This window comes from Listeria booriae, from assembly GCF_000766865.1.
GTDB classification, from domain to species: domain Bacteria; phylum Bacillota; class Bacilli; order Lactobacillales; family Listeriaceae; genus Listeria_A; species Listeria_A booriae.
On sequence record NZ_JNFA01000029.1, the window covers coordinates 21,231 to 48,013 of the forward strand.

Consider the following 26,783-nt stretch of genomic DNA (forward strand, 5'->3'; position numbering starts at 1 on the left):
TGTCAGAATGATAAGCGGGAAACGAGATTTTAGGAGGTAAGTTCTCATGAAAGATATTGTATTGTATGATGGTAATTGCCGTTTTTGTAAAGCCAGCAAACGTTTATTTGAAAAACTAGACTGGATGCATGTCGTGGATTGGCAAGCATTGCAGAGCGTGGATGTGCCAGGTTTTTCACAGGAAGAATTAATGCGGGAAATCCATCTGATTACGCCAAAAGGAGAGGTTAAAAAAGGCTTCTTCGCGATTCGGCGGATGTTGCTACGCTTTCCATTAACCGGCCTGATTGGTCTTATTTTACACTTGCCATTTCTAAAACCGGCTGGTCGATTCGGGTATAAAGTTGTCGCAGATAATCGAACGTGTACACTTCGTAAAAAATAATGTTTTTTTGTGCGTGACAAGGACGAGGAAACATGTTACAATAACGTGAAAACTAAATTAAACTCTTATCCAGAGCGGTAGAGGGACTGGCCCTTTGAAACCCGGCAACCTACAGTAATGTAAGGTGCTAACCTGTGGCAGGAAGTGATTTTCCTGATCGATGAGAGCGAAGGTATTGTAAATAGTAGCCTTTTCTCTAGTTCCGCGCGCAATTGGCAAATTAGAGGGAAGGCTTTTTGTTTTTGTTATTATTTTAACGAAACAAAGCCGCAACTTCGCGATGGAGAAGAATAAAGGAGGAAACAAGAAATGGCAAGAAATCGTCATTTATTCACATCAGAATCAGTTTCTGATGGACATCCAGATAAGATTGCGGATCAGATTTCTGACGCAATTTTAGATGCAATTTTAACAAAGGACCCAGATGCTAGGGTTGCCTGTGAAACGACGGTAACAACAGGACTAGTACTAGTAGCAGGGGAAATTACAACATCCACATACGTAGACATTCCGAAAATTGTGCGAGACACGATTAAAGAAATTGGTTATACGCGTGCAAAATATGGTTTTGATGCAGAAACATGTGCCGTTTTAACAGCGATTGATGAGCAGTCGCCTGATATCGCGCAAGGTGTAGATGTAGCGCTAGAATCTCGTGATAATGAAGATGCAGCGATTGACGCAATTGGCGCAGGAGACCAAGGCTTAATGTTCGGTTTTGCAACAGATGAAACGCAAGAATTAATGCCACTTCCAATCTCACTAGCACACGCCTTATCTCGCAAAATTGCCGAGCTACGCAAAAATAAAGTGTTAACATACCTACGCCCAGATGCGAAAACACAAGTGACAGTCGAATATGATGACAATAATCAACCAGTTCGTGTCGATACGATTGTCATTTCAACACAACATCACCCCGACGTTACCCAAGAACAAATTGCAGCAGATTTGCATCAATTAGTCATTGAAGAAGTAATCGATGCTAACTTGCTTGATTCTGAAACAAAATACTTCATCAATCCAACAGGACGCTTCGTTATCGGCGGACCTCAAGGTGATGCAGGTTTGACAGGTCGTAAAATCATCGTGGATACGTACGGAGGTTACGCACGTCATGGCGGCGGCGCATTTTCCGGTAAAGATCCAACAAAAGTCGATCGTTCAGGCGCTTACGCCGCGCGTTATGTGGCTAAAAACATCGTCGCAGCAGGACTTGCAAAAAAAGCAGAAGTCCAATTAGCGTACGCAATCGGTGTCGCCCATCCGGTATCCATTTCTATCGATACTTACGGCACGAGCGAATACAGCGAGCAAGACTTAATCAATGCTGTGAATCAATTTTTCGATTTACGTCCTGCAGGGATTATTCAAATGCTTGACTTGCGTCGCCCAATTTATCGCCAAACAGCGGCATTCGGTCATTTTGGACGTCTTGATTTAGACTTACCATGGGAACGCACAGATAAAGCCGCGCAAATGAAAACCTTTTTACAAGAAACAGCAAGCGTTAAATAAAGAAGGAGAAACTAGCTTTGGCAATTGTCAAGCTAGTTTTTTTGAGAAAAAGTAATATTTTTTAAGTGTTTATGGAAATTCCGTCACAAAAAATACACACACAAATGAACCGTTATGTAATATAATAATTAAGTTACTTAACGAAGGGAGTTTTCATCATGAAAACAAAATTATTAGCAGCATCAGCAATCGCGGCATCACTTGTTCTTGTAGCAGGATGTGGCAATAGCGACGCAAGCGATTCAAAAAAAGAAGAGAGCAAGAAAACAGAAACAGCAGCAAAACACGAAGATCACTTAGATTATCATGATCAAAAATCGTGGCAATTTGAAGCAGGAGACACACAATCACCAATTAACATCGAAACAGCGAAAACAACGAAGATGGAAGACGAAGGTGCTATTGAATTAAATTACAATCAAAAAGTAACAGACGAAGTTGATAATGGCCATAGCATCCAAGTTGATGACGGTGGTACAGCAGTTATTAACGGTCGTAACTTTGAATTAAACCAATTCCACTTCCATGCAGAGAGCGAGCACACAATTGATGGGAAACATTACCCAATCGAAGCTCACTTTGTAAATGAAAGCCAAGATAGCCGTTTAGCAGTTATCGGCGTGTTCTTTAAAGAAGGAAAAGCAAATCCAGCTTTTGAAACAATCCTATCTAACATTAAAAAAGGTGAAAAAACAACCGTTAGTGAGCCAATCAATGTTGCGGCACTACTTCCAACAAACAAAACATACTATCACTACCTAGGTTCATTAACAACACCACCACTATCTGAGAACGTAGAATGGTATGTCATGGCAAATCCAGTAGAAGTTTCTAAAGAACAAATCGCTGAATTCAACAAATACTACGACGGCAACAACCGTAAAGTACAACCATTGCATGATCGTCCAGTATTGAAACATACAGACTGATAAAGCTATTTAAAGAGAGTTTGGAGGCAACTTCAAACTCTTTTTTTGCGCGATGCTGTTCAAACAAACCCTATTTATGATATGATAGACGTTGTTGAAAAAGAGAACAAGACTAGTATAATAATAGAGGAGAAATGTGACGATGTGTGGATTTATTGGATGCGTGCATGACCGCATTGCTGAAATTACCGGCGAACAAAAAGAAACATTTAAACAAATGAATGATATGATTACCCACCGTGGCCCTGATGATGAAGGGTTTTTTACAGACGAGCATGTTCAGTTTGGTTTCCGTCGCCTAAGTATTATTGACGTAGAGAACGGTCATCAGCCACTGACTTATGAGAATGAGCGTTATTGGATAATTTTTAATGGTGAAGTGTATAACTATGTGGAGCTGCGCGAGAATTTAATCAAAGAAGGCATGACTTTCGAGACAAGCAGTGATACAGAAGTTATTATTGCTACATATGCCAAATATAAAGAAAAAACAGCGGAACAATTACGCGGTATGTTTGGTTTTGTCATTTGGGATAAAGAAGAACAGACCGTCTATGGCGCGCGCGATCCATTCGGTATCAAGCCATTTTTCTATGCAGAAGAAGATGGCAAACTGTACATGGGTTCCGAGAAGAAATCGATTTTACACGCGTTAAAATCAACAAAATTAGACGAAGTATCTTTACAAAACTACATGACATTCCAGTTCGTTCCAGAACCTGATTCCTTAACACAAGGCGTGAAACGTCTAGAACCAGGCCACTACTTCACGAAAAAAATCGGTGGAGAAATGCAAATTAGCCGATACTGGAAAGCGCAATTCCAACCTGTAAGTAAATCGGAAGATACATTCATTAAAGAAATTCGCGATGTTATGTATGATTCTGTGAAAATGCATATGCGCAGTGACGTGCCAGTTGGTTCGTTCCTGTCAGGCGGTATTGATTCTTCTATCATTGCAGCCATTGCAAAAGAGTATCATCCAGCAATTAAAACTTTCTCCGTAGGCTTTGAGCGCGATGGTTTCAGTGAAGTCGACGTTGCCAAAGAAACTGCCGAGAAATTAGGCGTAGAAAATATTAGTTATATCATTACACCGCAAGAATATATGGACGAATTACCGAAGATTGTTTGGCACATGGATGATCCGTTGGCTGATCCAGCTGCGATTCCGTTGTATTTCCTATCTCGCGAAGCACGAAAGCACGTAACAGTTGCTTTGTCCGGAGAGGGCGCTGACGAGCTGTTTGGCGGTTATAACATCTACAACGAGCCGAACTCGCTCTCCATGTTCAACAAGATGCCAGGCGCTTTAAAATCGATGCTACGCGGTGTTGCGAATGTAATGCCAGAAGGAATGCGCGGCAAGAGCTTCCTAGAACGCGGAACAACACCGATGGAAGAACGCTACATCGGAAATGCCAAAATGTTCACCGAAGCCGAGAAAAAGATTTTGCTACCAAAATATCAATCCGGCCACGACTATACAAAAATCACAGATCCACTATACGCAGAAACAGTTGGCTATAACCCTGTAGAACGCATGCAGTACATCGATATCCACACATGGATGCGTGGTGATATTTTACTAAAAGCAGACCGTATGACGATGGCAAACTCACTAGAAGTCCGCGTACCTTTCTTAGATAAAGAAGTATTCCGCGTGGCAAAAGATATCCCAGCATCTATGAAAACAACAAATGGCACAACGAAATATGTTTTGCGTAAAGCAGCAGAAAGCTTTGTACCAGATCACGTACTAAATCGCCGCAAATTAGGCTTCCCAGTACCGATTCGTCACTGGCTAAAAGATGAGATGAACCAGTGGGTGAAGGACTTAATCCGCGATTCAGGAACGGATCATCTTATCAATAAGAAATATGTATTACAATTATTAGAAGATCATTGTGCTGGTAAACATGATTATAGCCGTAAGATTTGGACGGTTGTTATCTTTATGATTTGGTATGATGTGTATGTAGATAATAAATATGATTTTGGCAAGTAGTCTAAAACGATTAAAATCCTTACATGGGTTTTAGTCGTTTTTTCTTCAATAACTGTTTTTATTCATATACCTGTTTTTTAATATAAGGAATATTCAGACCTAAGAAAGCGATTTCTCAAATCAAAATACGCAAGTTTGATAGATTTTTTCGCAAAAAAACATACTGAATATGTATATATTGTGAAATAAAATAGAAGGGGTTGTATGTATATAATCTTGAATGTATAATTGGTTTTAGAATTAAATGAGTCAGCCAGAACAATTGAATAATTAATGTTGGAGTGAGGAGGAACTTATTTTATACATACATCGGGATAATTATTAATTGTTGGCATCAATTAATTTCTGAATAAGATGATAAACTATTAATTACAAGTTTATGTAGTGGGGGGGAAAGCATTGATATTAACAACAGAGAATGAAGCAAAGGAGCCGCCATATAGGAGAATTGAAACGCTGTGGTCGCGCTTGCTATTTTTAGCAATTATTGCTATTTGTTGCATGTTTATTTTTTACATTTTTGTGGTGGTTTTTTCAAATTGGGGTGCAGTAGTAAGTATGTTAATGGCAATTCCGCTGTTGTATGTTTTGCTGAAATTATTTTTATCATTATTTTATAGACCATATCGTGATGAGTCAAAAACGGTGCAAAAGGTAAGTGTTATCATTCCATCCTTCAATGAGTCTGCCGAAAGTATTTCGAATTGTATTCATTCCATTTTGGCACAAGAATACAAAGTACATGAGATTATTTTTGTTGACGATGGTAGTTCGAAATCTGAAGGTTTTAAAAAGAGTGAAGAAATTGCGAATTATGTTAATAATAATCCACTTATCACAACAAAAATGATTGCACATCAATTTGAAAAGAATCAAGGAAAACGCGAGGCTCAGAAATGGGCATTTGAAAGAGCGACTGGTGATTTCGTGATGATAATTGACAGCGACAGTTATTTCTTTAAGTCAACCATCAAAGAAATAATGAAGCCGTTCGTAAAAGATGATATTTGGGGAGTAACTGGCCATGTCAGAGCTCGAAATAAAAATCGGAATATTTTGACTATGTATCAAGACGCGCTATATGATCGTGCTTTTTATGTGGGTCGCGGAGCTCAAAGTTTGTCTGGAGATGTACTAGTATGTTCAGGGGCATTAAGTGTTTTTCGGCGACATTTTATTATGGAAAATATCCAAGATTTCACACGGACGACATTTGGTAAGAAAAATTCGATTGGGGATGATCGTAGGCTAACCAACATGGCACATTCAGGCGGAGGCCGTATTGTGTACCAAGCAACTGCACAATGTTTAACAGACGTTCCGACGACTCCTAAGAAATTTTTGAAGCAACAAACAAGATGGTCAAAGTCATTCTTTATTGAGAGTATTCGAGCATATCAATTTGCCTGGAAGCGACCGATATTTTTATTTTGGCTAACATGTGAATTGTTGTTATGGTTGTATTTCTTGATTGCGCTGCTACTCCATATGGATAGCTTAATGAATTATTTTAGCTGGAACTTTCTTCTGTATCAGAGTCTTTATATTATTATGATTGGATTTATATGTAACGCGTACTATGCACGTCAGAATTTCTTATCATTTTGCTTATCACCAATTTATATTATTATGCACGCGATATGGCTTATACCTGTAAGGGTTTTTGCCTTGTGTACACTCAATAATGCAAATTGGGGTACACGCTAGTAAACTAAACGGGAATAGGAACTTAAAATATGGAAAAATTAGAAGAATTGAAATATAAATTAAATAATAAAAAAGCTATAATTGCGATTATGGGGCTTGGCTATGTGGGATTACCACTGGCTGTGTCATTCGCAGAAAAAGGTTTTCAAGTCATAGGCTATGATCCGAGTGAACGGAAAATCGATTTAGTCAATCGCGGGGAATCGGATATTATGGATATCTCCTCGGAGCGCCTGAAGCAATTAGTAGACGCGAAAAAATTAGAAGCAACATTGAATCCAGCGGAATTAAAACGTGCGGATGCCATCATTATTTGTGTACCGACGCCGCTAACGAAGTCATACGAACCCGATATTTCGTATATTGTTAGTGCCGTGGATACAATTCGGGAGAACATGTCTAGCAATACAATCGTCGTGTTGGAAAGCACCACGTATCCAGGAACATCAAAAGAACTCATCTATGCACCAATTGCGAGTGATGGTTGGAAGCTGGATGAAGATTTCTATGTTTGTTATTCACCAGAGCGCGTTGATCCAGGGAATCAGACATATCAAACCGTGAACACACCAAAAGTTTTAGGTGGTATGACACCACATGCTATGGATTTAGGAACTGCTTTGTACGGGCAAGTCATTGATCAAGTTATTCCAGTTGCATCGACAGAAGTGGCCGAAATGAGTAAACTGCTCGAAAATACGTTCCGCAGTGTCAATATTGCTTTTATAAATGAAATGGCGATGCTATGCGAAAAGCTGAATATCGATGTATGGGAAACAATTGAAGCTTCAAGCACAAAACCGTTCGGATTTATGCGATTTAATCCAGGTCCAGGTATTGGCGGGCATTGTATTCCACTTGACCCGATTTACTTGTCATGGAAAGCCAAGGAATCCAACTTTTTCAGCCGATTCATTGAGCTTGCACAAGAAACGAACCAACAGATGCCTGAAAACGTTGTAACGAAAGCGATGAAAACACTGAACGGTCAACAAAAATCGTTAAATGGGTCTCGTGTGTTACTTTTAGGGATGGCGTATAAGGAAAATATTGATGACTTGCGCGAATCGCCGAGCATTCCAGTGTTTGAAAATCTGCGAAAAGCTGGCGCAATTGTGTCCTTTTGCGACCCATTTGCCACGGCATATCGAGCGGAAGACGGCGAAATTCATAACACAATTCCACTCGTTTATGAGGATTTTGGCATGTATGATTTAGTTATTGTACTTACTTGTCATGATGTTTTTGATAAAGAGCAAATCATGACACATAGCCAACTTATTCTGGATACGAAAAATGTGATGGGGCAAAGTTCGAACAAAGTGGTGAGATTAGGCAGTGGAAACGGGTTGCATCAGTTAAAGGCAGAAAATTTGTTATTGGTATAAAAGGATATTTGAAGTGAGGTTGGGACAAAACTCAAGATAAAGCGAAATCATCTATCCCGTTACTTTGGGTAGGATGAAAAATTTCGCTTTACACAAATCGAGCGAAAGCGTTTGTATTCAGGGGATTTGGTGGAAGCCGGAAGCGGAGCATACTGGTGTATGTGAGAACCGGAAGTCCGCTAAATCCCCTGAATGCGAGCGCTTGTCGCCGATTTATTTGGGTTATGTCCCAAACTCCTTTTTTTGTGAATTAATGATGAACACCTTCCAAATTACAACTATTTTTTATTAATATGGATAAATATGTGTATAATCAGAAATTCCCTAAACGACCTAAAAAATGCATTGAATATGTATATATTGTGAAATAAAAGAGAAAGCCTTGTATTCATAAAAGAATGCTTGTATAATTTGTTTTGTATTAGGAGGTGCATTAACGGACAAGCTAATGAATTTTATCAGAAAAACAAGATTCTATTTTTATACAAAATGAAGTATAATTATGAATTTTGCGTTTTCACAATTTCAATTTATACAACTGACTCTTTCTTGAAAATATGTTTGTAAGATACATTAGAAATTCATCTTTGTTTCTAAAAACATCAAATACAAAGGATTTTCAAGAATATACGGCTACACAAGCTTCCATTCTATTGAATATTCTCAGCAAATAATTGTAAAATAAAATTCGTAAATCCGAGTAAAAGCATTGGGAATATGTATTTACTGTGAAATAAAAGAGAATCCCTTGTATTTGAAAAATATTGGTTGTATAATTTGTCATGTAATGGAGGCGTATTGCTAGGATAGCTAGTAAAACCTATTTGTGAAATAGAGAGTAGCTTTTGTGAAATTGTTTAGTTATTTTACGGATTTATGTAGCGAATTTTAAACAGCTGCTACATTTGTGAGATGCTTTTTTCATTTTTCTATCTGAATCTAGTTATTTTATACAAAATCGTTGGAAATGTGTAAATAAGGTGAAAGATGATAGAAACTATTGAATAAATAGATGTCGCTGTGCAATAATGAAAAGCGTGCAGTAGATATGTTAGTATGGCATTTCTTTACCGACTGGAGATAACTGAATAGATTGTCCAGGTTGTATGAAGGGCAGTAATAACATCGCTTGTGCTGTGACATAGCCGATAGTGTTTGATTTTACTTCTGCAGGTAGGTCTTTGCGGACTATACTAATCTCGCCTTGATATCGACCGAATAATACGTTATCAACTGTAATGGTGCCGGCTGATCTTGTGTTTTTGTTGATGGGTTGGATTTCTAAATGGCTTAGCGCTGGGCGTGAATTTTCTAGACGGATAAGATCACGAGCAGGGTCCATACGGTTCCTATCAAGTGAAGTGAGCTGTTTCATTAGTTCGGGTGCTAGTGTTTCTGTCACGACACACTCAAGCAAAATCGTACCATCTTTCGCGTAGGTCGCAAATTGCTGCGTTGTTTCAGGACGTAAAGCTGAATCACCAATATACACATGGTCCACGCCAAGGCTTTCTAATTCTAGAGCGGCGGTAAAAGGTTGGCAAGTGCGATGTTTCTCTAAGGTTGGTAGTCCTTCAAATAATGGTTGTCGAAGCTCTCCATCACCTGGAACGAAGGCTGCGATTTTCAAACCATACTCGTGAAGGAAATCATTCGTTTGCTTGAAAAATACCGTATCTAAACCAGTATGCGGTTTTGGATAGTAATTATGAAACGCCTCAACTTGCGCTATATCGACCCCGGCTTGCAAAAGTTCTTCTAAAAATGGTCGGTTAATCGTACTAGCGTTTAGAAAAACTTTAATTTTCGTTGCCAGTTCGGCGATTTCTAGTGTAGAGAGACCATAATCAACGCGCAGTCCTGTGACTCCGAGCGTTGTTAGTTGGTCAGCTTGGCTAATAGTTAGGTCAAGGTTTTCTAGTGATTTTGCGGAAATATCAAGAATGAGTTGCATATTGTTTTTCTTAGCGGCATTGGCAAGTCTCGTTAATAAATGCTTATAATTCGCTGGATTTTCTTCGGGAATATGTAGGGAACTGAAAATGAGTGAGAAATGATTTTTTGCAGCGCTTTCAATGGTTGCTTCGAAGTCGTTATTTTCGGAAAGATATATGGAAATACCAAACATAAGTAAAACACCTAACTTTCTTTTATTTTAACTTAATTATACCATCATGAAATTTTATTTCAAATAGTAGGTGAAATGATTTCATGTTCAATATAAGGGTTTTAACAATTCGGAAAATTAGTTTTATTTCCGTTTATTTTTAAAAGAGAAAAATCTAAATGTTAGTTTAATTATATTTTTCGGATATAACATTTTTTATTTTCGAAAATTTAATATAAAAACACTTTCATAATTTTTTTAAGTGTTATGAAAACGGGAAGGTGGAGATTTGATGGAAAAAGTTATTACTTACGGTACTTTTGATTTACTACACTGGGGGCATATTCGTTTGTTGGAACGAGCGAGGGCACTAGGAGATCATCTTACCGTTGTTTTGTCTACGGATGAATTCAATAAACTAAAAGGAAAAGAAGCTTTTCATAATTTTGAACAGCGTAAATATTTACTGGAAGCTATTAAGCATGTGGATGTAGTGATTCCTGAAACAGCATGGGATCAAAAAATAACGGATATTCAATCAAATGAGATTAATATTTTTGTGATGGGAGACGACTGGGAAGGGCAGTTTGATTTTTTGACGCCTTACTGTGATGTCTGCTATTTAGAGCGAACAAAAGATATATCAACAACCTATATCAAAGAACAATTAGCTCAAGCCTGACCTTTAGTCGACCCTATGAAAATATTTTTCTTGAGAAAGCAAGGAGCTATGAATCATGAAAGTTGGAATAATCGGATTTAATATTTTTTCGCCAGGTGGAACAAGTAGGAGTAATTTGAATTTAACAAAAGAGTTCAATCAAGAAAAGGTGGATGTTGTTATTTATAATGCGCGACCGTTTTCTGCAACTGATATACTTACGCTTCGCCATCAGGAAAAATTGAGTAATCGCGTAACTTTCCAGATGATTCAGGAAATAGGAAAAGATCAGACAATCGATGTGTTCATTATCACACGGGAAACTTTCTTTGTTTTAGGGCAGCTGATTAAACAACATTGTCCACACGCGATGGTAATTGGTGAAATTCACGCACCAATGAGCTTGCTTCCAGAAAATTTAGCACAAGATTTGTATGGCTTAGATTGGGTACGGGTTGCGACGGAATCTATTAAAAAAGAATTCGAGGCGAAATATAATTATTCGTCTATATTAGTGCATCACGTCAGCACGCATCATCTGACACTTCCTGAGAGCAAGATGCAAAATGAGACGAGTAATTTATATGTGCTTTCTCGTTTTGAAGATGATGTGAAAGATATTTCTTATGCGATTCGTCTGTTAGATTATTTGGTACATTATTGTGACGCGAAGCATATGAAGCTGTATATTGAGGGTTATGGTCCATCAGAGATGCTATACCGTAATTTGATTAATGATTATGGTTTGCACGCCAATGTTTTCTTTAATCAAGGGACGCCGGTGGATTATATTTATTTCTCTACATCGCGGTATGAAACGTTTGGCTATTCTATTATTGAAGCTTTAGCGAAAGGCAAGCGGGCGATTTTGTATCCGGGAGAGGACGGGGTGCTTCGAGAAATTTATGGTAACCCGAATAATATTCAATGGATTTCAAAAGATGTTCAAAAAGATGCGATGCGCATACTTCGCTTTGTCGATGCGGTGCAAAAAGTTAATTATCGTCAAGCGCTCTCGTTCATTGCTAACCCGAGAAACTATGTGGCACTTTATGAGCAAACATTGCAGCAATTTAAAACACAGAAGCAGCCAAGTTGGAAAGTTTTACGAAGTGAAGAAGAGATTTGGGCAAATGTCTTGGCGGATCAAGTAGAACGGATTCCGCTTATTTATAAACTTTATAACAACATGAAAGACAAGCCGTTTATCGGGCCGTTAGTGACTAGTGCGCCTGTCAAAAAAACGATGAAGTCATTTTTCGATTATATACAAGAACGAAAGGATAATCGGAAACAAAGCCTAGAAGTGCAAGAGGACATGTTTTTTATTGAATCATTTCATGGTAAATCTTTTTCGGGAGATCCGAAGTATATCGCGCTTTGGGTAAAGAAAAATAGACCAAATGCGAAGATTTTTGTTAGTTCGGTAAATCAGTTAGTCGATATGGAAGTTCGGCACTTTGGCATGGAATCGGTGCGTCTTGGTAGCTTGCGTTATCAACAAGTATTTCGCAAAAGTAAATACGTTATCGTCAATGGCAATACGCTAGACAAAGTCGGGAAGGCGCCAAATCAGGTCATTATTCAAACATGGCACGGCTTACCTTTGAAGAAAATGGTAGCAGATTTGGAAGATCCGAAGCATCGGAAGCAAGAACTGACCGCCTTTTTGCCGAGAATGAAGAAATGGGATTATCTTCTTAGCTCGTCTTCTTTCAACACGGAGCTATTTACCTCGGCGTTTGCGCTCTCAGAAAATCCAGAATTGAAAATACTAGAGTTAGGCGCACCACGAAATGCTTACCTCATTCAAAATAGAAGCTCATATGGAGAGAAATCACGAATTCATATGAAATATTTTAATCGTCCATTTAATCCGAAAAAGAAGTACATTTTGTTCTGTCCAACGTGGCGTAAGCAAGAGCGGGATGAGATAACAAGTGTGGATTTAAAGGAATTGATAAACTTGTTGCCAGAGGAATATGAAATCATCGTAAAATTGCATCCTTTAGAGACAAAATTACGCAGATTTTATAAGTCGTTAGATCCGAGAGTTCATTGTTTCTTTAATGAACTTGTAGATATTCAGGAGCTTTTTTTGCTGGCTGATGTATTAATTTCAGACTATTCTTCTGCGATTTTTGATTATGCGCATTTGAACAAACAGATTATCATTTTGCAAGAAGATTCGGAGAAATACGCTAAGAAGGTTGGCTGGTATTTTGATATGAAGCAAACCTGTCATTTAGAAGGCAAATCATATACGACAAAAACATTAGCAAACGTAATTTTGAAAAATGATTCGCAAGTGCTTAGTTATTGCCATGCGATTCAAAGACGTATGCTAAGTAATGATAGTGTCACGTTAAACGACATTTTACTACATCAATTATTTTCTTAAGAAGGGCTGTGAAGAGATTTGTCAACAAATAATGACATAGAATTTACGGATATTTATAAATTTCAATGTGGATTTGAAAAAATGAAAGTGGTTGTTAAAACGTTCTCCAATAAGAATATTTTGGAACTAGCACGGGAAACGCAACCTATTTTAGATATGTATAAAGAAATTTTAGCGCATGATTATGTACTTTACATGCATGTTGGGCAGTCTTCTTATTTCATTCGTCGCCAAGATGTGCACTCGATTTGGCAAAGAAAAGATTTAATTCAGTACGGCGATTTATTTTATTCGCTAAACTCGGTGCTTGCTGAAAAAGAGAACAAACTTGCGCCGAAGCGGTTAGTTGTTATTTTTTCGCCGATGCCAGGCAAGGATGAGTATCACAGCGCGAATGTTGCGCATCGTTGTTTTACGCCATCTTTTCCGAGTATTCAAAAGCATTTAGTGAAGAATACGCTGGTGATGCGAATAATGGACTTGAATTTATCGTATGGTAGTCATTATGTGAATACGTTTAACTATACGAATATGGAAGATGATATTCAAGGTGCGATTCGTTTTGTCATGGAATCAAATCATGTGGATGCGGATGATGTTGTGTTGTACGGCGGTTCTAAAGGTGGGACTGGGGCGCTATATCACAGCATGCTTGGGGATTATAACTCGGTAACTGTCGACCCGATTATTAGTACGGAGCAGTATAACCAAGAGAACGATCTTCATTTCTTACGAGATTTCCGTAAAAAGAGCCTCTTGAATGATTTGAAACGACTAGCAAATAAAGAAACGGTGCGCCGAAGAATTATTTTTGGTTGTCCGCTGATTTCTTTTAATTATAATTTATATACGCAAATTCCATCGGATTCTATCGAGATTCGCAATGTGTTTGATTCTGCCGTGCATAAACATGCGGATATTTCGAGGAATACGATTATTGAGCAAACAACATGTATCAACGAATTATTGCTTACATCGAAGAATTTAATTAACACGGTAGATCAAATAGCCGCATTGACGGAGTAGAGGAGACGAGTAAGATTACACTTACAAAAATCGCAATTGTAGGTTCCTGTATTACACGAGATAATTTTAATACATTGTTTAATCCGACGTATAAGGAGGATTTTGAATGTGTTTTGCATCAGCATCAATGTAGTATGCTGAGCCTGATGTCTCCTGTTTTATCCATACCAGAAGACGTAGCCATGGACCAGATGAACGCTTTTACGAGTTGGCACTATCGTACGGAGCACACAAAAGAATTTTTATCGCAGCTGCATGCACGTCAGCCAGAATATTTGTTGTTAGATTTATATGCGGACATTTATTTAGGGGTTGTGGAAACTGCAAATGGATATTTTACGTATAATCCAAAGTTTGCCGCGTTTCCTCCTGTTTCTAATCAGGAGGGCAGATTTACTTTAGATGGGGAGTTTGAACGATATTTGGCGGTTTGGAAAGAGCATGTGGGCCGATTTTTTGAGCATGTACAACAGGTTGCGCCATCGTGCCAAGTTATTCTTGTGAAAGCACGATTTGTCGATGTTTTTGCAGATGGTAGTTCGCTTAATGCTTGGCGAGAAAGCCGCAAGTATCCGACGGTGGATACGGAATTGTTGAACGCGCTTTGGAATGAACTCGATTGTTATATAGAAGAAAATTTTCCAGTGCGTGTATTAGACATGAGTAAAGACGCCTACACGCTAAACGCCGAACATCCTTGGGGTTCTTTTTACGTACATTATACAGCCGATTTTTATCATGATTTTTTAGCGCGACTGATTACGTTAACAAAATGAACAAAACAAAAACCAGTTCCGTTAATGAACGCGAGCTGGTTTTTGTGTGCGTTTTTCGATGGCAATGACGAACGGCGGGTTGTTGCGTTGGTTGGTGAAACGGTATTGTAGTACATGGAATTCGTCTTGTGGGAGTTGTTCGGTGTACGTTAAGATCGCGTTTTTTTCGGTTTGACCTTCTGGATGGCCGTGGTAGATGACTAGGATGACAATGCCCCCGACGGAAAGTAGGGATAGCGTTGCTGTGATGGCTTCGATGGTCGAATCGGCGAGTGTGGTGATTGTTTTGTCGCCTCCTGGTAAGTAACCAAGATTGAAAATGGCTGCCTTGATGACTTGGGAATCGAGTTTATTTGCTATATTGGCGTGTGATTCTTGAAAAAGCGTGACTTGTTGCTTTAGCTTCTTTTCGGTGAGGTTGCGTGTGGTTGCTTCTATCGCTTCTTGTTGAATATCAAAGCCGTAAACATGTCCGTTAACGCCGACTAGTTCTGCTAGAAAAGCTGTGTCATGGCCATTTCCGACGGTTGCATCGACGACCGTATCGCCAGGCATGACAATTCGTGTTAATAGATCATGACTAAATGGCAAAATTGCTTTTAAGTTCATGCTTGTTCACCAACTTTGGCTGTGTTGTAAAACTTGCCTTGCCAACTATCTCGGCGCACCAGTTCGGCGTCGATGGAATTGAGAACTTCCCATTTATTTAAGCTCCAAATGGGTCCGATTAAGTCGTCGATGGCACCGTCTCCTGTGATGCGATGAATCACCATTTCAGGTGGCAAAATCTCAAGCTGATCGCAAACAAGGCTCACATAATCGTCTTTTGTTAAAAATTTGAGTTCGCCGTTTTGGTACTGTTGCACCATTGGCGTGCCTTTTAGTAGATGCAATAGGTGAATCTTAATGCCCGCCACACTGCTTTCCACGACTTTTTGTACGGTTTGCATCATCATTTCTGGTGTTTCGCGAGGTAGGCCGTTAATGATATGCGTGCAGACCCGAATGCCACGAGCGTGTAGTTTTTCCACACCTTCGATATAGCAGTCATAATCGTGTGCGCGGTTAATTAAAACACCTGTCTCGTTGTGCGCGCTCTGAAGGCCTAATTCGACCCATAAATAAATTCGGTCGTTCAGCTCAGCTAAGTAGTCTACAACGTCGTCTGGCAAGCAATCTGGACGTGTAGCAATCGATAAACCGACAACGCCGGGTTCATTTAATACAGATTCGTATTTCTCGCGAAGTTCGGCGACAGGGGCATGTGTATTCGTAAATGCTTGGAAATAAGCCATGTACTTGCCATCTTTCCATTTCGTATGCATTTTTTCTTTAATCGTATGAAACTGGGTTTGCAAATCGTCCACGCGGTCCCCGGCGAAATCACCAGAACCCGCTGCACTGCAAAAAGTACAACCGCCATGTGCTACTGTACCATCACGATTCGGACAGTCAAAACCACCATCTAGCGCAACTTTAAATACTTTATAACCAAAATGGTCGCGCAGGCAGTAGTTCCAAGTGTGGTAACGTTTATTGTCATTGGAATATGGAAATGGATTCATCGTTTGTCAATCTCCTTCAATTATAAAAATCATCATCCTTGCTATTTTATCACATTTTTTCGGAGTTGCGGTGATGGATTCGTTGTGCTATGATATAAAAATACTTTAGTTTGGTAATGTGTTAAACTTATTTTGGAGGCAGAAGTGATGAGTAAAGCAAATAAGAAAATGGGCTATCTTGTATTAACGTCCCTTGTTGTAGGGAATATGATTGGATCGGGGATTTTCATGTTGCCGCGACAAATGGCAGCAGTGGCGAGTCCGCTTGGAATTATGTTGGCGTGGATTTTAACGGGAACAGGGGTGTTAATGATTGCTCTTGTATTCGGAAATTTGGCTGTGCGACGACCAGACTTGACAAGTGGTGCGCAAAGCCATGCATTCGAACTATTCCGTAATCCAAAATGGAAACGGCTTGCGGGATTTATCGCGGTTTGGAGTTATTGGGTCGCAAATTGGGCGGGTAATGTTTCGATTATCACGTCGTTTGCCGGTTATTTATCGGTGTTTTTCCCTGTTTTAAATAGTAAGCGAATTGTGTTTTCGCTAGGGTCTTATACGCTTGGGCTCGGGCAATTATTGACGTTTATCATTTGTTCGCTGCTACTTTGGGGCGTTTGTTTGATTATTATTCAAGGTGTCGGTGGTGCTGGACGGATTAATTTCGTTGCTACTGCTGCCAAAATTATCGGATTCTTTTTGTTTATCGTTGTCGGCTTGTTTGCTTTTCAGTCGTCGGTGATGGGGGAATGGTATCATCCGGTGGTCGACACGAGTGGTTTGGAACATGGCTTGTTGTCACAAGTGAACAGTGCGGCGATTGTGACATTGTGGGCGTTTATTGGGATTGAGTCGGCAATGATGTTTGCTGGACGTGCGAAATCTGGAAAAACGGTTCGGGCGGCTACGATTTCAGGGCTAATTATCTCGGTTTGTTTGTACACGACGATTACGATTTTGGCGTTGGGGCTTATTCCTAAGTCGAAGTTGCTACATTCGGCGAGTCCGCTTGCTGATGCGTTGAACGTTGTGACGGGGAGTGGTGGCTCGGCTGTGATGGCGTTGCTTGCGCTTGTCTGTTTGTTTGGTTCGGCGATTGGCTGGATTATGATGAGTTCAGAAGCACCGTATCAAGCGGCTAAAAATGGACTTTTCTTGCCGTTTCTGGCGAAGGTGAATAAGAATGGGACGCCGGTTCTTGTGTTGATTTTGACATGCTGTGCGTCGCAGTTGTTTATTTTGTCGACATTGTCGGGGAACATTGCGACGGCTTATGATTTCGTCGTGAAAGTGTCGACGCTTGCGTTTCTCGTGCAGTATTTCATTTCCCCACTTTTCCAATTGAAGCTAACGATCACTGGCGCAACGTATGAGGCCAATTCGGTTGCCAAACGATGGTTTGATGGTTTCATCGCTTCACTAGCGCTGACGTATGCGTGTTGGATTATAAAAAGTGGAACGGAAGATTGGCATGTTTTTGTGCTAAGTATTGGCTTATTTTTGTTAGGCTTCTTACTTTATCCTTTGATGAAGTATAAACGTGCATAATACGGCTTATTTTCGTTGCTTTATTCGCATAACTATGCTATTTTTTAAGAAGACTTTGGGAAATGTGAAAGAAGTGGGAGAATGATAATTTTATATCTGGTTTTGGCGATTCTTTGTTTGATGGTTGCCACTGCTTTTTACGGGAAATTTAATATGAAGAAACATTGGATTGGTGTCGCGGCACTTGTTTTGCTGGCGGGGCTAATGGCGGTGTTTTTTAGACAGACGTTTTTTGTGACCGGGAGTCCTTATTATGAGATTCATAAGCAAGTCGCGTCTACAGATCTTTCTTCGGAATCGGTGGAAGGGACGAAAGTGAATCAGGTATTGGATGAAAAGACGCAGAAAAAAGACTTTACTTCAAAGCCTGTGACGGATAAATCGCTTGCGAAACAGATTAAAGTTTTGGTGCCTAAAAAAGGAAAGAAAGCAACTTATTGGGTGTCGATAGAAGATGCGGATAAGAATCGTGTTATTCATATCGAGTATGCGAGTGATAATTTAAAAACGGGTCGCGGCGTTGGTTTTGGCGATTCGGTAGATCAGGTGACGAAAGCTTATGGTTCGGCGTATCGTGATTTAACGAAATCGGATCGGTTCGAGCAGGAACTCGTTTATGAAGATAAGGATAACAATATTGAATTACGTTTTGGTTTTTGGAATGACAAAGTGGAGATGATTTGGTTGACTTCACTTGATAAAGCGCCTATTTAAAGGGTTGTCAAAGCGGTTTTTATAGGCTACAATAGAGCTATTGATTCGCGAAGAAGAGGAGTAGTAGTGCGATGGATTCGTGTTTAGAGAGGTGACGGTTGCTGCAAGTCACACACGATGGCGCATGAACTTGCCTTGGAGCATAGATGTGGTTTTAGACCGCCGTATTATCTGCGTTAAAGATATTGAGTTGAGTGGACACACTAATTTGGGTGGTACCGCGGGAGCTGGATACTCTCGTCCCATGGCATTTTTTTGCTATGGGATTTTTTGTTTACCTCCTCATAGCACGATTACGAAAGGGAGTTTTGAATAATGACGTTTAATCACAAAGAGTTGGAGCCGAAATGGCAGAAGAAATGGGAATCTGAGAAGATTTTTAAAACAACGGAGGACGCGGATAAAGCGAATTTTTACGCACTCGATATGTTTCCTTATCCATCGGGAGCTGGGCTTCATGTAGGGCATCCGGAAGGCTATACGGCGACGGATATTTTGTCTCGTATGAAGCGGATGCAAGGCTACAACGTGCTTCACCCGATTGGCTGGGATGCGTTTGGTTTGCCTGCTGAGCAGTATGCGATTGATACGGGGAATGATCCTGCTGAATTTACGGCGCATAATATTGCGAACTTTACTCGCCAAATCAAGGCGCTAGGCTTCTCGTATGACTGGGATCGTGAAATTAATACGACCGACCCGAGTTACTATAAATGGACACAATGGATTTTTACAAAACTTTATGAAAAAGGCTTAGCGTATGAGGCCGAAGTTGCGGTGAACTGGTGTCCTGCGCTTGGAACGGTGCTTGCGAATGAGGAAGTTATCGACGGCAAAAGTGAGCGTGGCGGCTTCCCGGTTTTCCGTAAGCCAATGCGTCAATGGATGTTGAAAATTACGGCGTATGCGGATCGTTTGTTGGACGATTTGGATTTGGTAGACTGGCCGGAGAATATTAAAGATATGCAGCGCAACTGGATTGGGCGTTCGGAAGGTGCGGAAGTGTCTTTCCAAGTGAAGGATAGTGATGCGGACTTTACGGTGTTTACGACGCGTCCTGACACGCTTTTTGGGGCAACGTATGCGGTGCTTGCGCCGGAGCATGATTTGGTAGAAAAAATCGTGACGGCAGATCAAAAAGAAGCGGTTGCGGCGTACCAGAAACAAGTCGAGCTAAAGAGCGAGCTAGAACGGACGGACCTTGCGAAAGATAAGACGGGCGTATTTACGGGGGCGTATGCGATTAATCCAGCGAACGGGGAAAAAATGCCGATTTGGATTGCCGATTACGTGTTGATTCAATACGGAACTGGTGCGATTATGGCGGTACCTGCACATGATGAGCGCGATTACGATTTTGCGAAACAGTTCGGTTTGCCAATTAAAGCGGTACTTGCTGGTGGCAATGTGGACGAAGAAGCCTACACTGGCGACGGCGACCATATTAATTCTGCGTTTTTGGATGGACTAAATAAAGACGATGCGATTGCCAAAATGATCACTTGGCTAGAAGAAAACAAAGCCGGTACGCGCAAAATCAGTTTCCGTCTGCGCGATTGGTTATTTAGCCGCCAACGCTATTGGGGCGAGCCGATTCCTGTGATTCATTGGGAAGATGGCGAAACAACGACGATTCCAGAAGCGGAATTGCCACTACTGCTTCCAAAAGCAACGGAAATCAAGCCGTCTGGAACTGGTGAATCACCACTTGCTAACCTAACAGATTGGGTGAATGTGACGGATGCGAATGGCCGCAAAGGCGTGCGCGAAACCAATACAATGCCGCAATGGGCTGGCTCAAGCTGGTACTTCTTGCGCTATATCGACCCTGAAAACACAGAAGAACTTGCCGATAAAGCAAAATTGGAAAAATGGCTTCCAGTCGATGTGTATATCGGTGGCGCGGAGCATGCCGTATTGCACTTGCTTTACGCTCGTTTCTGGCATAAATTCCTATACGATATCGGCGTTGTTCCAACAAAAGAACCGTTCCAAAAACTGTTTAACCAAGGGATGATTTTGGGCGGCAACAATGAAAAAATGAGTAAATCTCGCGGCAATGTTGTCAATCCGGATGACGTTGTCGAACAATACGGTGCTGACACGCTACGCCTTTACGAAATGTTCATGGGTCCTCTAGAAGCGTCGATTCCGTGGAATGCCAATGGTCTAGAAGGAGCGCGGAAATTCTTGGATCGGGTTTGGCGTTTGTTCATTGAAGAAGAAACAGGCGAAATTAACGCGAAAATCACGCCAGAAGCCAATGTTGACCTTGAGAAATCGTATCACCAAATGGTTAAAATGGTTACCGAACACTACGAAAACCTGCGTTTCAATACGGGTATCTCGCAATTGATGATTTTTATTAATGATTCCTACAAAGCGACTACCGTGCCGAAAGCTTACGCAGAAGGATTCGTACAACTGCTTTCACCAATCGCGCCTCACTTGGCCGAAGAACTATGGCATCGTCTAGGTCACACGGAAACCATTACGTATGAAGCGTGGCCATCATTTGATGAGTCAAAACTAGTCGAAGATGAAGTAGAAATCGTCTTGCAAGTAAACGGCAAAGTAAGAGCGAAAGTCACAGTTGCTAAAGACCTAAGCCGCGAAGCTTTGGAAGAACTAGCACGTGATAACGATAAAATCAAAGAAGAAATCACTGGCAAAACAGTGCGTAAAGTCATTGCTGTGCCTGGAAAACTAGTCAATATTGTTGCGAACTAAGCAGCATACCGAACCACTTTTTCGCCTTGATGGGAGGAAGTGGTTTTTTTGATTTTTAAAGAATTCTTAAAGGTTTCGTTTTTGTCAATTTCACGTCACAAATGTATGATATGATAATGAAAACGATGCATTAGGATGATGAAGATGAATGTACTTATTGCCGATGATCAAAAAGACATGTTAAAAATATTATGTGCCTATTTTGAAAAAGAAGGTTTTACCGTCTTTCAAGCAGAAACTGGCGAGGAAGCATTAACGATATTTTATGAAGAAAAACTAGATTTAGCAGTACTTGACTGGATGATGCCGGGCATTAATGGTATCGAAGTTTGTAAGGAAATGAAGGCGTCAAGCGGACTGAAAATAATGATGTTGACCGCTAAAAGTGAAGGCGAAGATGAATATTTCGCGTTAGAAGCAGGTGCCGATGATTACGTGAAGAAACCGTTCTTCCCAAAAGCGTTACTTGCGCGGGCGAAGAATTTAACAGGATTTCATAATACGATTCAAATTGCGGACATCACCATTGATACATACGCCAAAAAGCTATACAAAAATAACAGTGATTTAAACGCAACGAAAACCGAATATGAATTGATGCGCGTTTTATGCCAAAATAAAGGCGGGATTTTAAATCGAACGCAGCTGTTAGATCTTGTTTGGGGCATTGATTATGAAGGCGAGGAACGGACTGTTGACACACATATTCGCAGGCTCCGTGAAAAAATAGGTGATTCGCTCATTAAAACACATCGCGGAATGGGGTATAGCCTCGAGGTTTCGGATGAGTAGGCTTGGCAGGAAGCTAACATGGCGAATTTCTGCTGTCGTGATTGGCGTCTTTGTGTTATCGATTCTTTTGAACCAATTCTTCTTGCCGAAATATTATTTTCATGAGATGAACCAGCGGGTGACACAGGCGATGAAAGATGTAGAGCGCTGGGATAAGCGGGAAATTGAGACAGATATGGCGCAGCTGGAGAAGAAGTATGATGTCACGATTGTTGCAGAACCGCTTGGTACGAGCGTCGATAGCCTCAATGAGATGCTAGGTCTAGCGTTGTCGCGCAAGCAAATCGCGTTGAACCGATTTTGGGTTACTGCCGAGACGGTGGAGCAGCTAAAAAACGGGGCAATCGTGAATAAATTGTACGATCAAGGGAAGCAGAAATCGAGCTTTCTTGTGAGTTTGAATGAGAAGGACGGTTTGCTTGTTTTGGCGGGTGTTTCGATCGCGGATTACAACGAAACGGCGAAAATCATTAATGAATTCAACTTCATGATTATGTTGTTTGGCACGATTTTAGTCGTCGCACTCACGGGTTTCTTTTCTCGGAAAATCACGAAGCCGCTGGAAGAACTTCGAATTGTCGCGGATCATATTTCGAAATTGAATTTTGAAAAAGTGGCGATTGATACGAAGGATGAGCTGGAGGACTTGGCGACGAGTATTAATGTGATGAGTGATGATTTGAAGACGGCGCATCATGAGCTGTTGCGGCGGAATAAAGATTTGAAGTATTTCATGGCGGATTTGACGCATGAATTGAAGACGCCGCTTGCTTTAATTAAGGCTTATAGTATGGGCATCGAGGACGGTTTGGACGACGGGACGTATATGAAAACGATTGTGAAGCAGACGGATCAGATTGGCTTAATCATCGAGGAGCTACTACGGTTTTCCAAAATGGAAGCAGACCCGTTAAATATCGAAAAGTTAGAGGTTCGGGCGTTATTTGACGGCTTACTCGCGAATTATCAAGATATGATGGACGTCGATGTGCGAATAAAATCAGAAGCAGACCCGAAAATCATGATTTTAGCGGATCGCGTGAAAATGGAAATGGTGTTCAATAATTTGCTGACAAACGCGATGAAATATGGTGTGACAAAGCAAATTAAAATAGAGTGGCAAGAGCAAGACGGCAAACTTTACTTTTTGATTCAAAATAAGACAACCATTCGTGATGCAGCTGTTTTAGAACACCTTTGGAAGCCGTTTTACGTACGCGAAGCATCGCGCAATAAGAATTTTTCTGGAACAGGGCTAGGCCTTGCGATTGTTCAGACTGTGATGGAGCAACATAAATATGACTTTGGCGCCACATTACAAGATGACTGGATTACATTTTATCTTATTTTTGATAAAGCTTGAATAAGGAGAGGGGAAGCAAGTATGAAAACAAAAAACATTATAACAAGCATGGTACTTGTGTTACTTGTCGCCATCGTACTGATGGTATGGATATGGAAACCAGAGGAAACAATGCAAGCTGCGAATTTACTACATTATCACTTGAGAGGTTAAGGTTATGAAAAGAGAGACATTTATTTTTATATTGGGTGTATTGGCTAGTTGCGCGCTCGTGTTTCACTTTTATCAAGTGCATCAGGAACGCGCGGAAATGATGACGATGATTACCGAAACAGCAAAAAAACATGATATTCCGGCGTGGATTCCACTATCCATTGCGGAAACAGAAAGTGGCTTTGATTCTAAAACAATCGGAGACCAAGGCAGCTCATTTGGCTTATTTCAACTACATCGCGGCGGTTTAGCTCCAGAAGAATGGAACGATGACGACTTACTAGATCCAGCAAAAAATATCGAAGTCGCAATTACAAACATGACGAGAGCTTACGAACGCGCACAAGGCAAAGGTTTAGAAGGCATTCAAATGCTAACCTATATCGCGAACACATCTGGCTGGCCAACGCAACGCGGCACAGATTGGACGGATCAAAACACGAATTATAATATAAAACTGGCAAAGAATTTTAAAAAACATATTAAAGTAAAAGAATTAGCAAATGAAGAATGGCTTAGCAACTGATGCTAGGCTGTTTTTTTGCTTGCTAATGAAATTTTATTTCAAAATATAAAAATAAATATTGAAATTTAATTCCGAGTGCGGTACAATGAACTCATGAAAGAGGTGTTCTTAAATGTTAGAGAATTTATCCACGGAAAAGCGAAATGAAAAAACGGCATCTTTAGATACGCTATCAGTAAAAGAAGCGTTGCACATTATGAATGATGAAGATGCGAAAGTGACAGGCGCGATCGCGACAAATCTTGCGTCAATTGAAACCGTTATCAAAGGTGTGATTGCAAGTTTTAAAAAAGGTGGCCGATTGGTTTATGTTGGTGCTGGAACGAGTGGCCGTCTTGGTGTACTTGATGCCGCAGAATGTGTTCCGACGTTCGGTGTTCCCGCGACAATGGTAGTTGGTTTAATTGCAGGGGGCGAGAAAGCGTTTTTACAAGCAATCGAAGGTGCTGAAGACTCGGTGATTTTGGGTAAAGAAGACTTGGAGGGCATTGCGCTAACGGCAGATGATTATGTGCTAGGCATTGCGGCAAGTGGTCGTACGCCTTACGTTATCGGTGCGCTAGATTATGCGAAAGAAGTCGGCGCCAAAACAGGCGCGTTGTCTTGTAATACAAATGCGGCGATTTCCGCGCATGCTGATACAGCCATTGAAGTGGATTGTGGCCCTGAAATTCTTACTGGTTCCACACGTTTGAAAGCGGGTACAGCTCAGAAGCTCGTGCTAAACATGATTTCCACAGTTTCGATGATCGGCATCGGCAAAGTCTACAAAAATTTGATGGTTGATGTGATGCCAACGAATGAAAAACTAGTGGAACGGTCGAAACGAATCATCATGGAAGCGACAGAATGCGATTACGATACAGCAGCAAACTATTACGAATTGGCAAATCAACATGTGAAAACGGCAATCGTCATGATTTTAACGAAAACAGACTTTGCGACAGCCACAGAAAAGTTAGCAGATGCAGACGGTTTCATCCGACGGACATTATAAGGGAGTGAACGAACATGACAAAAGAACAAGACTTAGGTCAAAAGATTTTTGAAGAAGTTGGCGGCATGGGAAACGTTTCTAAAATCGCGCATTGTATGACTCGCGTGCGTTTAGGAATTAAAGATACAAGTAAAGTGAATGTGGAAGGTCTTAAAAAAGCACCAGGCGTTCTAGGCGTAGTAGAAGACGATACACTGCAAATCATCGTTGGTCCAGGCTTTGTAAATAAAGTAGCTGGCGCGATGTGTGACATGGCTGGTGTGAAACTGGGCGAAGTGTTACCTGATAATCTTGACAGCGCGATAACAGGCGACGATACAACGAAAACAGGGAAACAACTCGTAGAAGAAAAAGCAGCAGCAACAAAAGCAAGCATGAAACAAAAACAAAATAATACATCAGGCTTTAAACGTTTATTAAAATCAGTAGCCAATATTTTTGTCCCATTAATTCCGGGTTTTGTTGGAGCGGGTCTGATTGCTGGTATCGCGGCGATTCTGTTTAACAATATTCAAGCAAAAAACCTAGACGCGGACACTTGGATGCAATATGTAACGATTTTAAATGTAATTAAAAATGGTATTTTCTCATATCTCGTTATTTATGTTGGTATTAATACAGCGCAAGAATTCGGTGGGACGCCAGTGCTTGGTGGCGCTATCGGTGGGGTTACCTTATTGATGGGTGTGACGCCTGAGACGCCGATTAAGAACATTTTTAATGGCAGTGATATGGTTGCAGGACAAGGCGGTATTATCGGGGTACTTTTAGCGGTTTACTTGCTTTGTGTATTGGAGAAATTTTTACGTAAATGGATTCCGAATTCGTTGGATATTATTTTAACTCCGATGATTGCGTTGCTTATTATTGGCTTGTTTACGATATTCATTATTATGCCGTTTGCCGGTGTTATTTCGACGAGTCTTGTTGGTAGCATCAACTGGATTATCGCAAAAGGTGGACTGTTCGCTGGATTCGTTCTGGGGACGCTGTTCTTGCCGATGGTAATGCTCGGGTTACACCAAGTATTAACGCCGATTCATGTCGAAATGATTGCGCAAAATGGGTATACAATCTTGCTTCCAATGCTTGCGATGGCAGGTGGCGGACAAGTCGGCGCGTCGGTTGCACTTTGGATGCGTTGTCGGAAAAATAAACCTTTAGTGAACATGATTAAAGGTGGCTTGCCTGTAGGTATTCTAGGTATTGGTGAGCCGTTAATCTACGGTGTTACAATTCCGCTAGGTCGTCCGTTCATTACGGCGTGTCTAGGCGGTGGTATTGGTGGGGCAGTCATTGGCTTCTTCGGAAACGTTGGCGCGATTGCTATTGGTCCATCTGGCGTGGCGTTAATTCCGCTTATCGCTAATAATACATGGTTGGAGTATGTCATTGGTTTACTTGCCGCTTACATCGGTGGTTTCATCCTTACGTATTTGTGGGGCACGCCAAAAGATGCAATGGAAGCAGTAGAAGAGTAACAAGAAGT

21 protein-coding genes, 1 riboswitch and 1 other annotated feature are annotated in these 26,783 nt (G+C 40.7%); of the genes, 18 read left to right on the top strand and 3 right to left on the bottom strand.

The features are described from left to right. The first annotated feature begins 46 nt into the window (after positions 1-46). The 6 genes from EP57_RS13880 to EP57_RS13905 all read left to right on the top strand — a co-directional run bounded on the left by EP57_RS13880 (position 47) and on the right by EP57_RS13905 (position 7,935). Positions 47-385 carry a thiol-disulfide oxidoreductase DCC family protein gene (locus EP57_RS13880; RefSeq protein ID WP_036087626.1) on the top strand — a complete coding sequence of 113 codons (339 nt, stop codon included), beginning with the start codon at positions 47-49 and terminating at the stop codon, positions 383-385. A 62-nt stretch (positions 386-447) separates the two neighbouring features. Beyond that, a riboswitch (SAM riboswitch) is annotated at positions 448-552 on the top strand. Between the two features lie 142 nt (positions 553-694). Next, a complete protein-coding gene (metK, locus tag EP57_RS13885; RefSeq protein ID WP_036087627.1) occupies positions 695-1,903 on the top strand; it encodes a methionine adenosyltransferase in 1,209 nt (402 codons plus the stop codon). Between the two features lie 158 nt (positions 1,904-2,061). Further along, on the top strand, positions 2,062-2,832 hold the full coding sequence (locus EP57_RS13890; RefSeq protein WP_036087628.1) for a carbonic anhydrase: 771 nt from the start codon (positions 2,062-2,064) through the stop codon (positions 2,830-2,832). Positions 2,833-2,974: 142 nt separating this feature from the next. Beyond that, complete coding sequence (asnB, locus tag EP57_RS13895; RefSeq protein ID WP_036087629.1) at positions 2,975-4,840, top strand: asparagine synthase (glutamine-hydrolyzing); 1,866 nt, start codon at positions 2,975-2,977, stop codon at positions 4,838-4,840. A 399-nt stretch (positions 4,841-5,239) separates the two neighbouring features. After that, positions 5,240-6,547 (top strand): glycosyltransferase, encoded by a 1,308-nt coding sequence (locus EP57_RS13900; RefSeq protein ID WP_052167703.1) that lies wholly within the window; start codon positions 5,240-5,242, stop codon positions 6,545-6,547. 29 nt (positions 6,548-6,576) lie between these two features. After that, on the top strand, positions 6,577-7,935 hold the full coding sequence (locus EP57_RS13905; protein WP_036087630.1) for a nucleotide sugar dehydrogenase: 1,359 nt from the start codon (positions 6,577-6,579) through the stop codon (positions 7,933-7,935). 1,051 nt (positions 7,936-8,986) lie between these two features. On the opposite strand, the gene EP57_RS13910 is transcribed toward EP57_RS13905, so the two are convergent. After that, entirely contained in the window at positions 8,987-10,063 is a 1,077-nt protein-coding gene (locus EP57_RS13910) for a MupG family TIM beta-alpha barrel fold protein (RefSeq protein WP_036087631.1), read from the bottom strand. A 271-nt stretch (positions 10,064-10,334) separates the two neighbouring features. On the opposite strand from EP57_RS13910, the gene tagD reads away from it, so the two are divergent. The 4 genes from tagD (at position 10,335) to EP57_RS13930 (ending at position 14,906) form a co-directional block, all read left to right on the top strand. Further along, positions 10,335-10,724 carry a glycerol-3-phosphate cytidylyltransferase gene (gene tagD / locus EP57_RS13915; RefSeq protein WP_036087632.1) on the top strand — a complete coding sequence of 130 codons (390 nt, stop codon included), beginning with the start codon at positions 10,335-10,337 and terminating at the stop codon, positions 10,722-10,724. Positions 10,725-10,779: 55 nt separating this feature from the next. Beyond that, the gene (locus tag EP57_RS13920) at positions 10,780-13,104 is read left to right on the top strand and encodes a CDP-glycerol glycerophosphotransferase family protein (protein WP_036087635.1); all 2,325 of its coding nucleotides are present in this window, start codon (positions 10,780-10,782) and stop codon (positions 13,102-13,104) included. A gap of 81 nt (positions 13,105-13,185) precedes the next feature. After that, on the top strand, positions 13,186-14,130 hold the full coding sequence (locus tag EP57_RS13925) for an XcbB/CpsF family capsular polysaccharide biosynthesis protein (RefSeq protein ID WP_149028043.1): 945 nt from the start codon (positions 13,186-13,188) through the stop codon (positions 14,128-14,130). 35 nt (positions 14,131-14,165) lie between these two features. After that, positions 14,166-14,906, top strand: coding sequence for a DUF6270 domain-containing protein (locus EP57_RS13930; protein ID WP_255309326.1), 741 nt, complete (start codon positions 14,166-14,168; stop codon positions 14,904-14,906). 21 nt (positions 14,907-14,927) lie between these two features. Here EP57_RS13930 and mnmM read toward each other — a convergent pair whose 3' ends face one another. Continuing rightward, entirely contained in the window at positions 14,928-15,515 is a 588-nt protein-coding gene (gene mnmM / locus EP57_RS13935) for a tRNA 5-(aminomethyl)-2-thiouridylate-methyltransferase MnmM (RefSeq protein ID WP_036087637.1), read from the bottom strand. Further along, entirely contained in the window at positions 15,512-16,471 is a 960-nt protein-coding gene (mnmL, locus tag EP57_RS13940) for a tRNA modification radical SAM protein MnmL/YtqA (RefSeq protein WP_036087638.1), read from the bottom strand. Before mnmL ends, mnmM begins: the two co-directional genes overlap by 4 nt. A 147-nt stretch (positions 16,472-16,618) precedes the next feature. Between mnmL and EP57_RS13945 the strand changes: the two genes are divergently transcribed. The 8 genes from EP57_RS13945 to EP57_RS13980 all read left to right on the top strand — a co-directional run bounded on the left by EP57_RS13945 (position 16,619) and on the right by EP57_RS13980 (position 26,775). After that, on the top strand, positions 16,619-18,019 hold the full coding sequence (locus EP57_RS13945; protein ID WP_036087641.1) for an amino acid permease: 1,401 nt from the start codon (positions 16,619-16,621) through the stop codon (positions 18,017-18,019). Between the two features lie 81 nt (positions 18,020-18,100). Further along, positions 18,101-18,733 carry a hypothetical protein gene (locus EP57_RS13950; RefSeq protein WP_036087642.1) on the top strand — a complete coding sequence of 211 codons (633 nt, stop codon included), beginning with the start codon at positions 18,101-18,103 and terminating at the stop codon, positions 18,731-18,733. Between the two features lie 41 nt (positions 18,734-18,774). Beyond that, positions 18,775-18,981: a binding site (T-box leader), on the top strand. Positions 18,982-19,048: 67 nt separating this feature from the next. Beyond that, positions 19,049-21,463: a leucine--tRNA ligase gene (leuS, locus tag EP57_RS13955; RefSeq protein ID WP_036087644.1), complete on the top strand. Its 2,415-nt coding sequence runs from the start codon at positions 19,049-19,051 to the stop codon at positions 21,461-21,463. Between the two features lie 144 nt (positions 21,464-21,607). Beyond that, complete coding sequence (locus tag EP57_RS13960) at positions 21,608-22,255, top strand: response regulator transcription factor (protein ID WP_036087646.1); 648 nt, start codon at positions 21,608-21,610, stop codon at positions 22,253-22,255. Next, complete coding sequence (locus EP57_RS13965) at positions 22,248-23,618, top strand: sensor histidine kinase (RefSeq protein WP_036087648.1); 1,371 nt, start codon at positions 22,248-22,250, stop codon at positions 23,616-23,618. The genes EP57_RS13960 and EP57_RS13965 overlap by 8 nt, the downstream gene beginning before the upstream one ends. A 157-nt stretch (positions 23,619-23,775) precedes the next feature. Next, complete coding sequence (locus EP57_RS13970; RefSeq protein WP_036087651.1) at positions 23,776-24,297, top strand: transglycosylase SLT domain-containing protein; 522 nt, start codon at positions 23,776-23,778, stop codon at positions 24,295-24,297. Between the two features lie 112 nt (positions 24,298-24,409). After that, positions 24,410-25,294 (top strand): N-acetylmuramic acid 6-phosphate etherase, encoded by an 885-nt coding sequence (gene murQ, locus EP57_RS13975; RefSeq protein WP_036087652.1) that lies wholly within the window; start codon positions 24,410-24,412, stop codon positions 25,292-25,294. A 14-nt stretch (positions 25,295-25,308) separates the two neighbouring features. Beyond that, complete coding sequence (locus tag EP57_RS13980; protein WP_036087654.1) at positions 25,309-26,775, top strand: PTS transporter subunit EIIC; 1,467 nt, start codon at positions 25,309-25,311, stop codon at positions 26,773-26,775. Positions 26,776-26,783: the final 8 nt, after the last annotated feature.

Coding starts and splice junctions, on each gene's coding strand:
- EP57_RS13905 (WP_036087630.1), top strand. CDS start 6,577: ATGGAAAAATTAGAAGAATTGAAATATAAATTAAATAATAAAAAAGCT.
- EP57_RS13945 (WP_036087641.1), top strand. CDS start 16,619: ATGAGTAAAGCAAATAAGAAAATGGGCTATCTTGTATTAACGTCCCTT.
- EP57_RS13965 (WP_036087648.1), top strand. CDS start 22,248: ATGAGTAGGCTTGGCAGGAAGCTAACATGGCGAATTTCTGCTGTCGTG.
- EP57_RS13920 (WP_036087635.1), top strand. CDS start 10,780: ATGAAAGTTGGAATAATCGGATTTAATATTTTTTCGCCAGGTGGAACA.
- murQ (WP_036087652.1), top strand. CDS start 24,410: ATGTTAGAGAATTTATCCACGGAAAAGCGAAATGAAAAAACGGCATCT.
- leuS (WP_036087644.1), top strand. CDS start 19,049: ATGACGTTTAATCACAAAGAGTTGGAGCCGAAATGGCAGAAGAAATGG.
- EP57_RS13890 (WP_036087628.1), top strand. CDS start 2,062: ATGAAAACAAAATTATTAGCAGCATCAGCAATCGCGGCATCACTTGTT.
- EP57_RS13950 (WP_036087642.1), top strand. CDS start 18,101: ATGATAATTTTATATCTGGTTTTGGCGATTCTTTGTTTGATGGTTGCC.
- mnmM (WP_036087637.1), bottom strand. CDS start 15,515: ATGAACTTAAAAGCAATTTTGCCATTTAGTCATGATCTATTAACACGA.
- EP57_RS13925 (WP_149028043.1), top strand. CDS start 13,186: ATGAAAGTGGTTGTTAAAACGTTCTCCAATAAGAATATTTTGGAACTA.
- EP57_RS13970 (WP_036087651.1), top strand. CDS start 23,776: ATGAAAAGAGAGACATTTATTTTTATATTGGGTGTATTGGCTAGTTGC.
- EP57_RS13910 (WP_036087631.1), bottom strand. CDS start 10,063: ATGTTTGGTATTTCCATATATCTTTCCGAAAATAACGACTTCGAAGCA.
- tagD (WP_036087632.1), top strand. CDS start 10,335: ATGGAAAAAGTTATTACTTACGGTACTTTTGATTTACTACACTGGGGG.
- metK (WP_036087627.1), top strand. CDS start 695: ATGGCAAGAAATCGTCATTTATTCACATCAGAATCAGTTTCTGATGGA.
- EP57_RS13880 (WP_036087626.1), top strand. CDS start 47: ATGAAAGATATTGTATTGTATGATGGTAATTGCCGTTTTTGTAAAGCC.
- asnB (WP_036087629.1), top strand. CDS start 2,975: ATGTGTGGATTTATTGGATGCGTGCATGACCGCATTGCTGAAATTACC.
- mnmL (WP_036087638.1), bottom strand. CDS start 16,471: ATGAATCCATTTCCATATTCCAATGACAATAAACGTTACCACACTTGG.
- EP57_RS13980 (WP_036087654.1), top strand. CDS start 25,309: ATGACAAAAGAACAAGACTTAGGTCAAAAGATTTTTGAAGAAGTTGGC.
- EP57_RS13960 (WP_036087646.1), top strand. CDS start 21,608: ATGAATGTACTTATTGCCGATGATCAAAAAGACATGTTAAAAATATTA.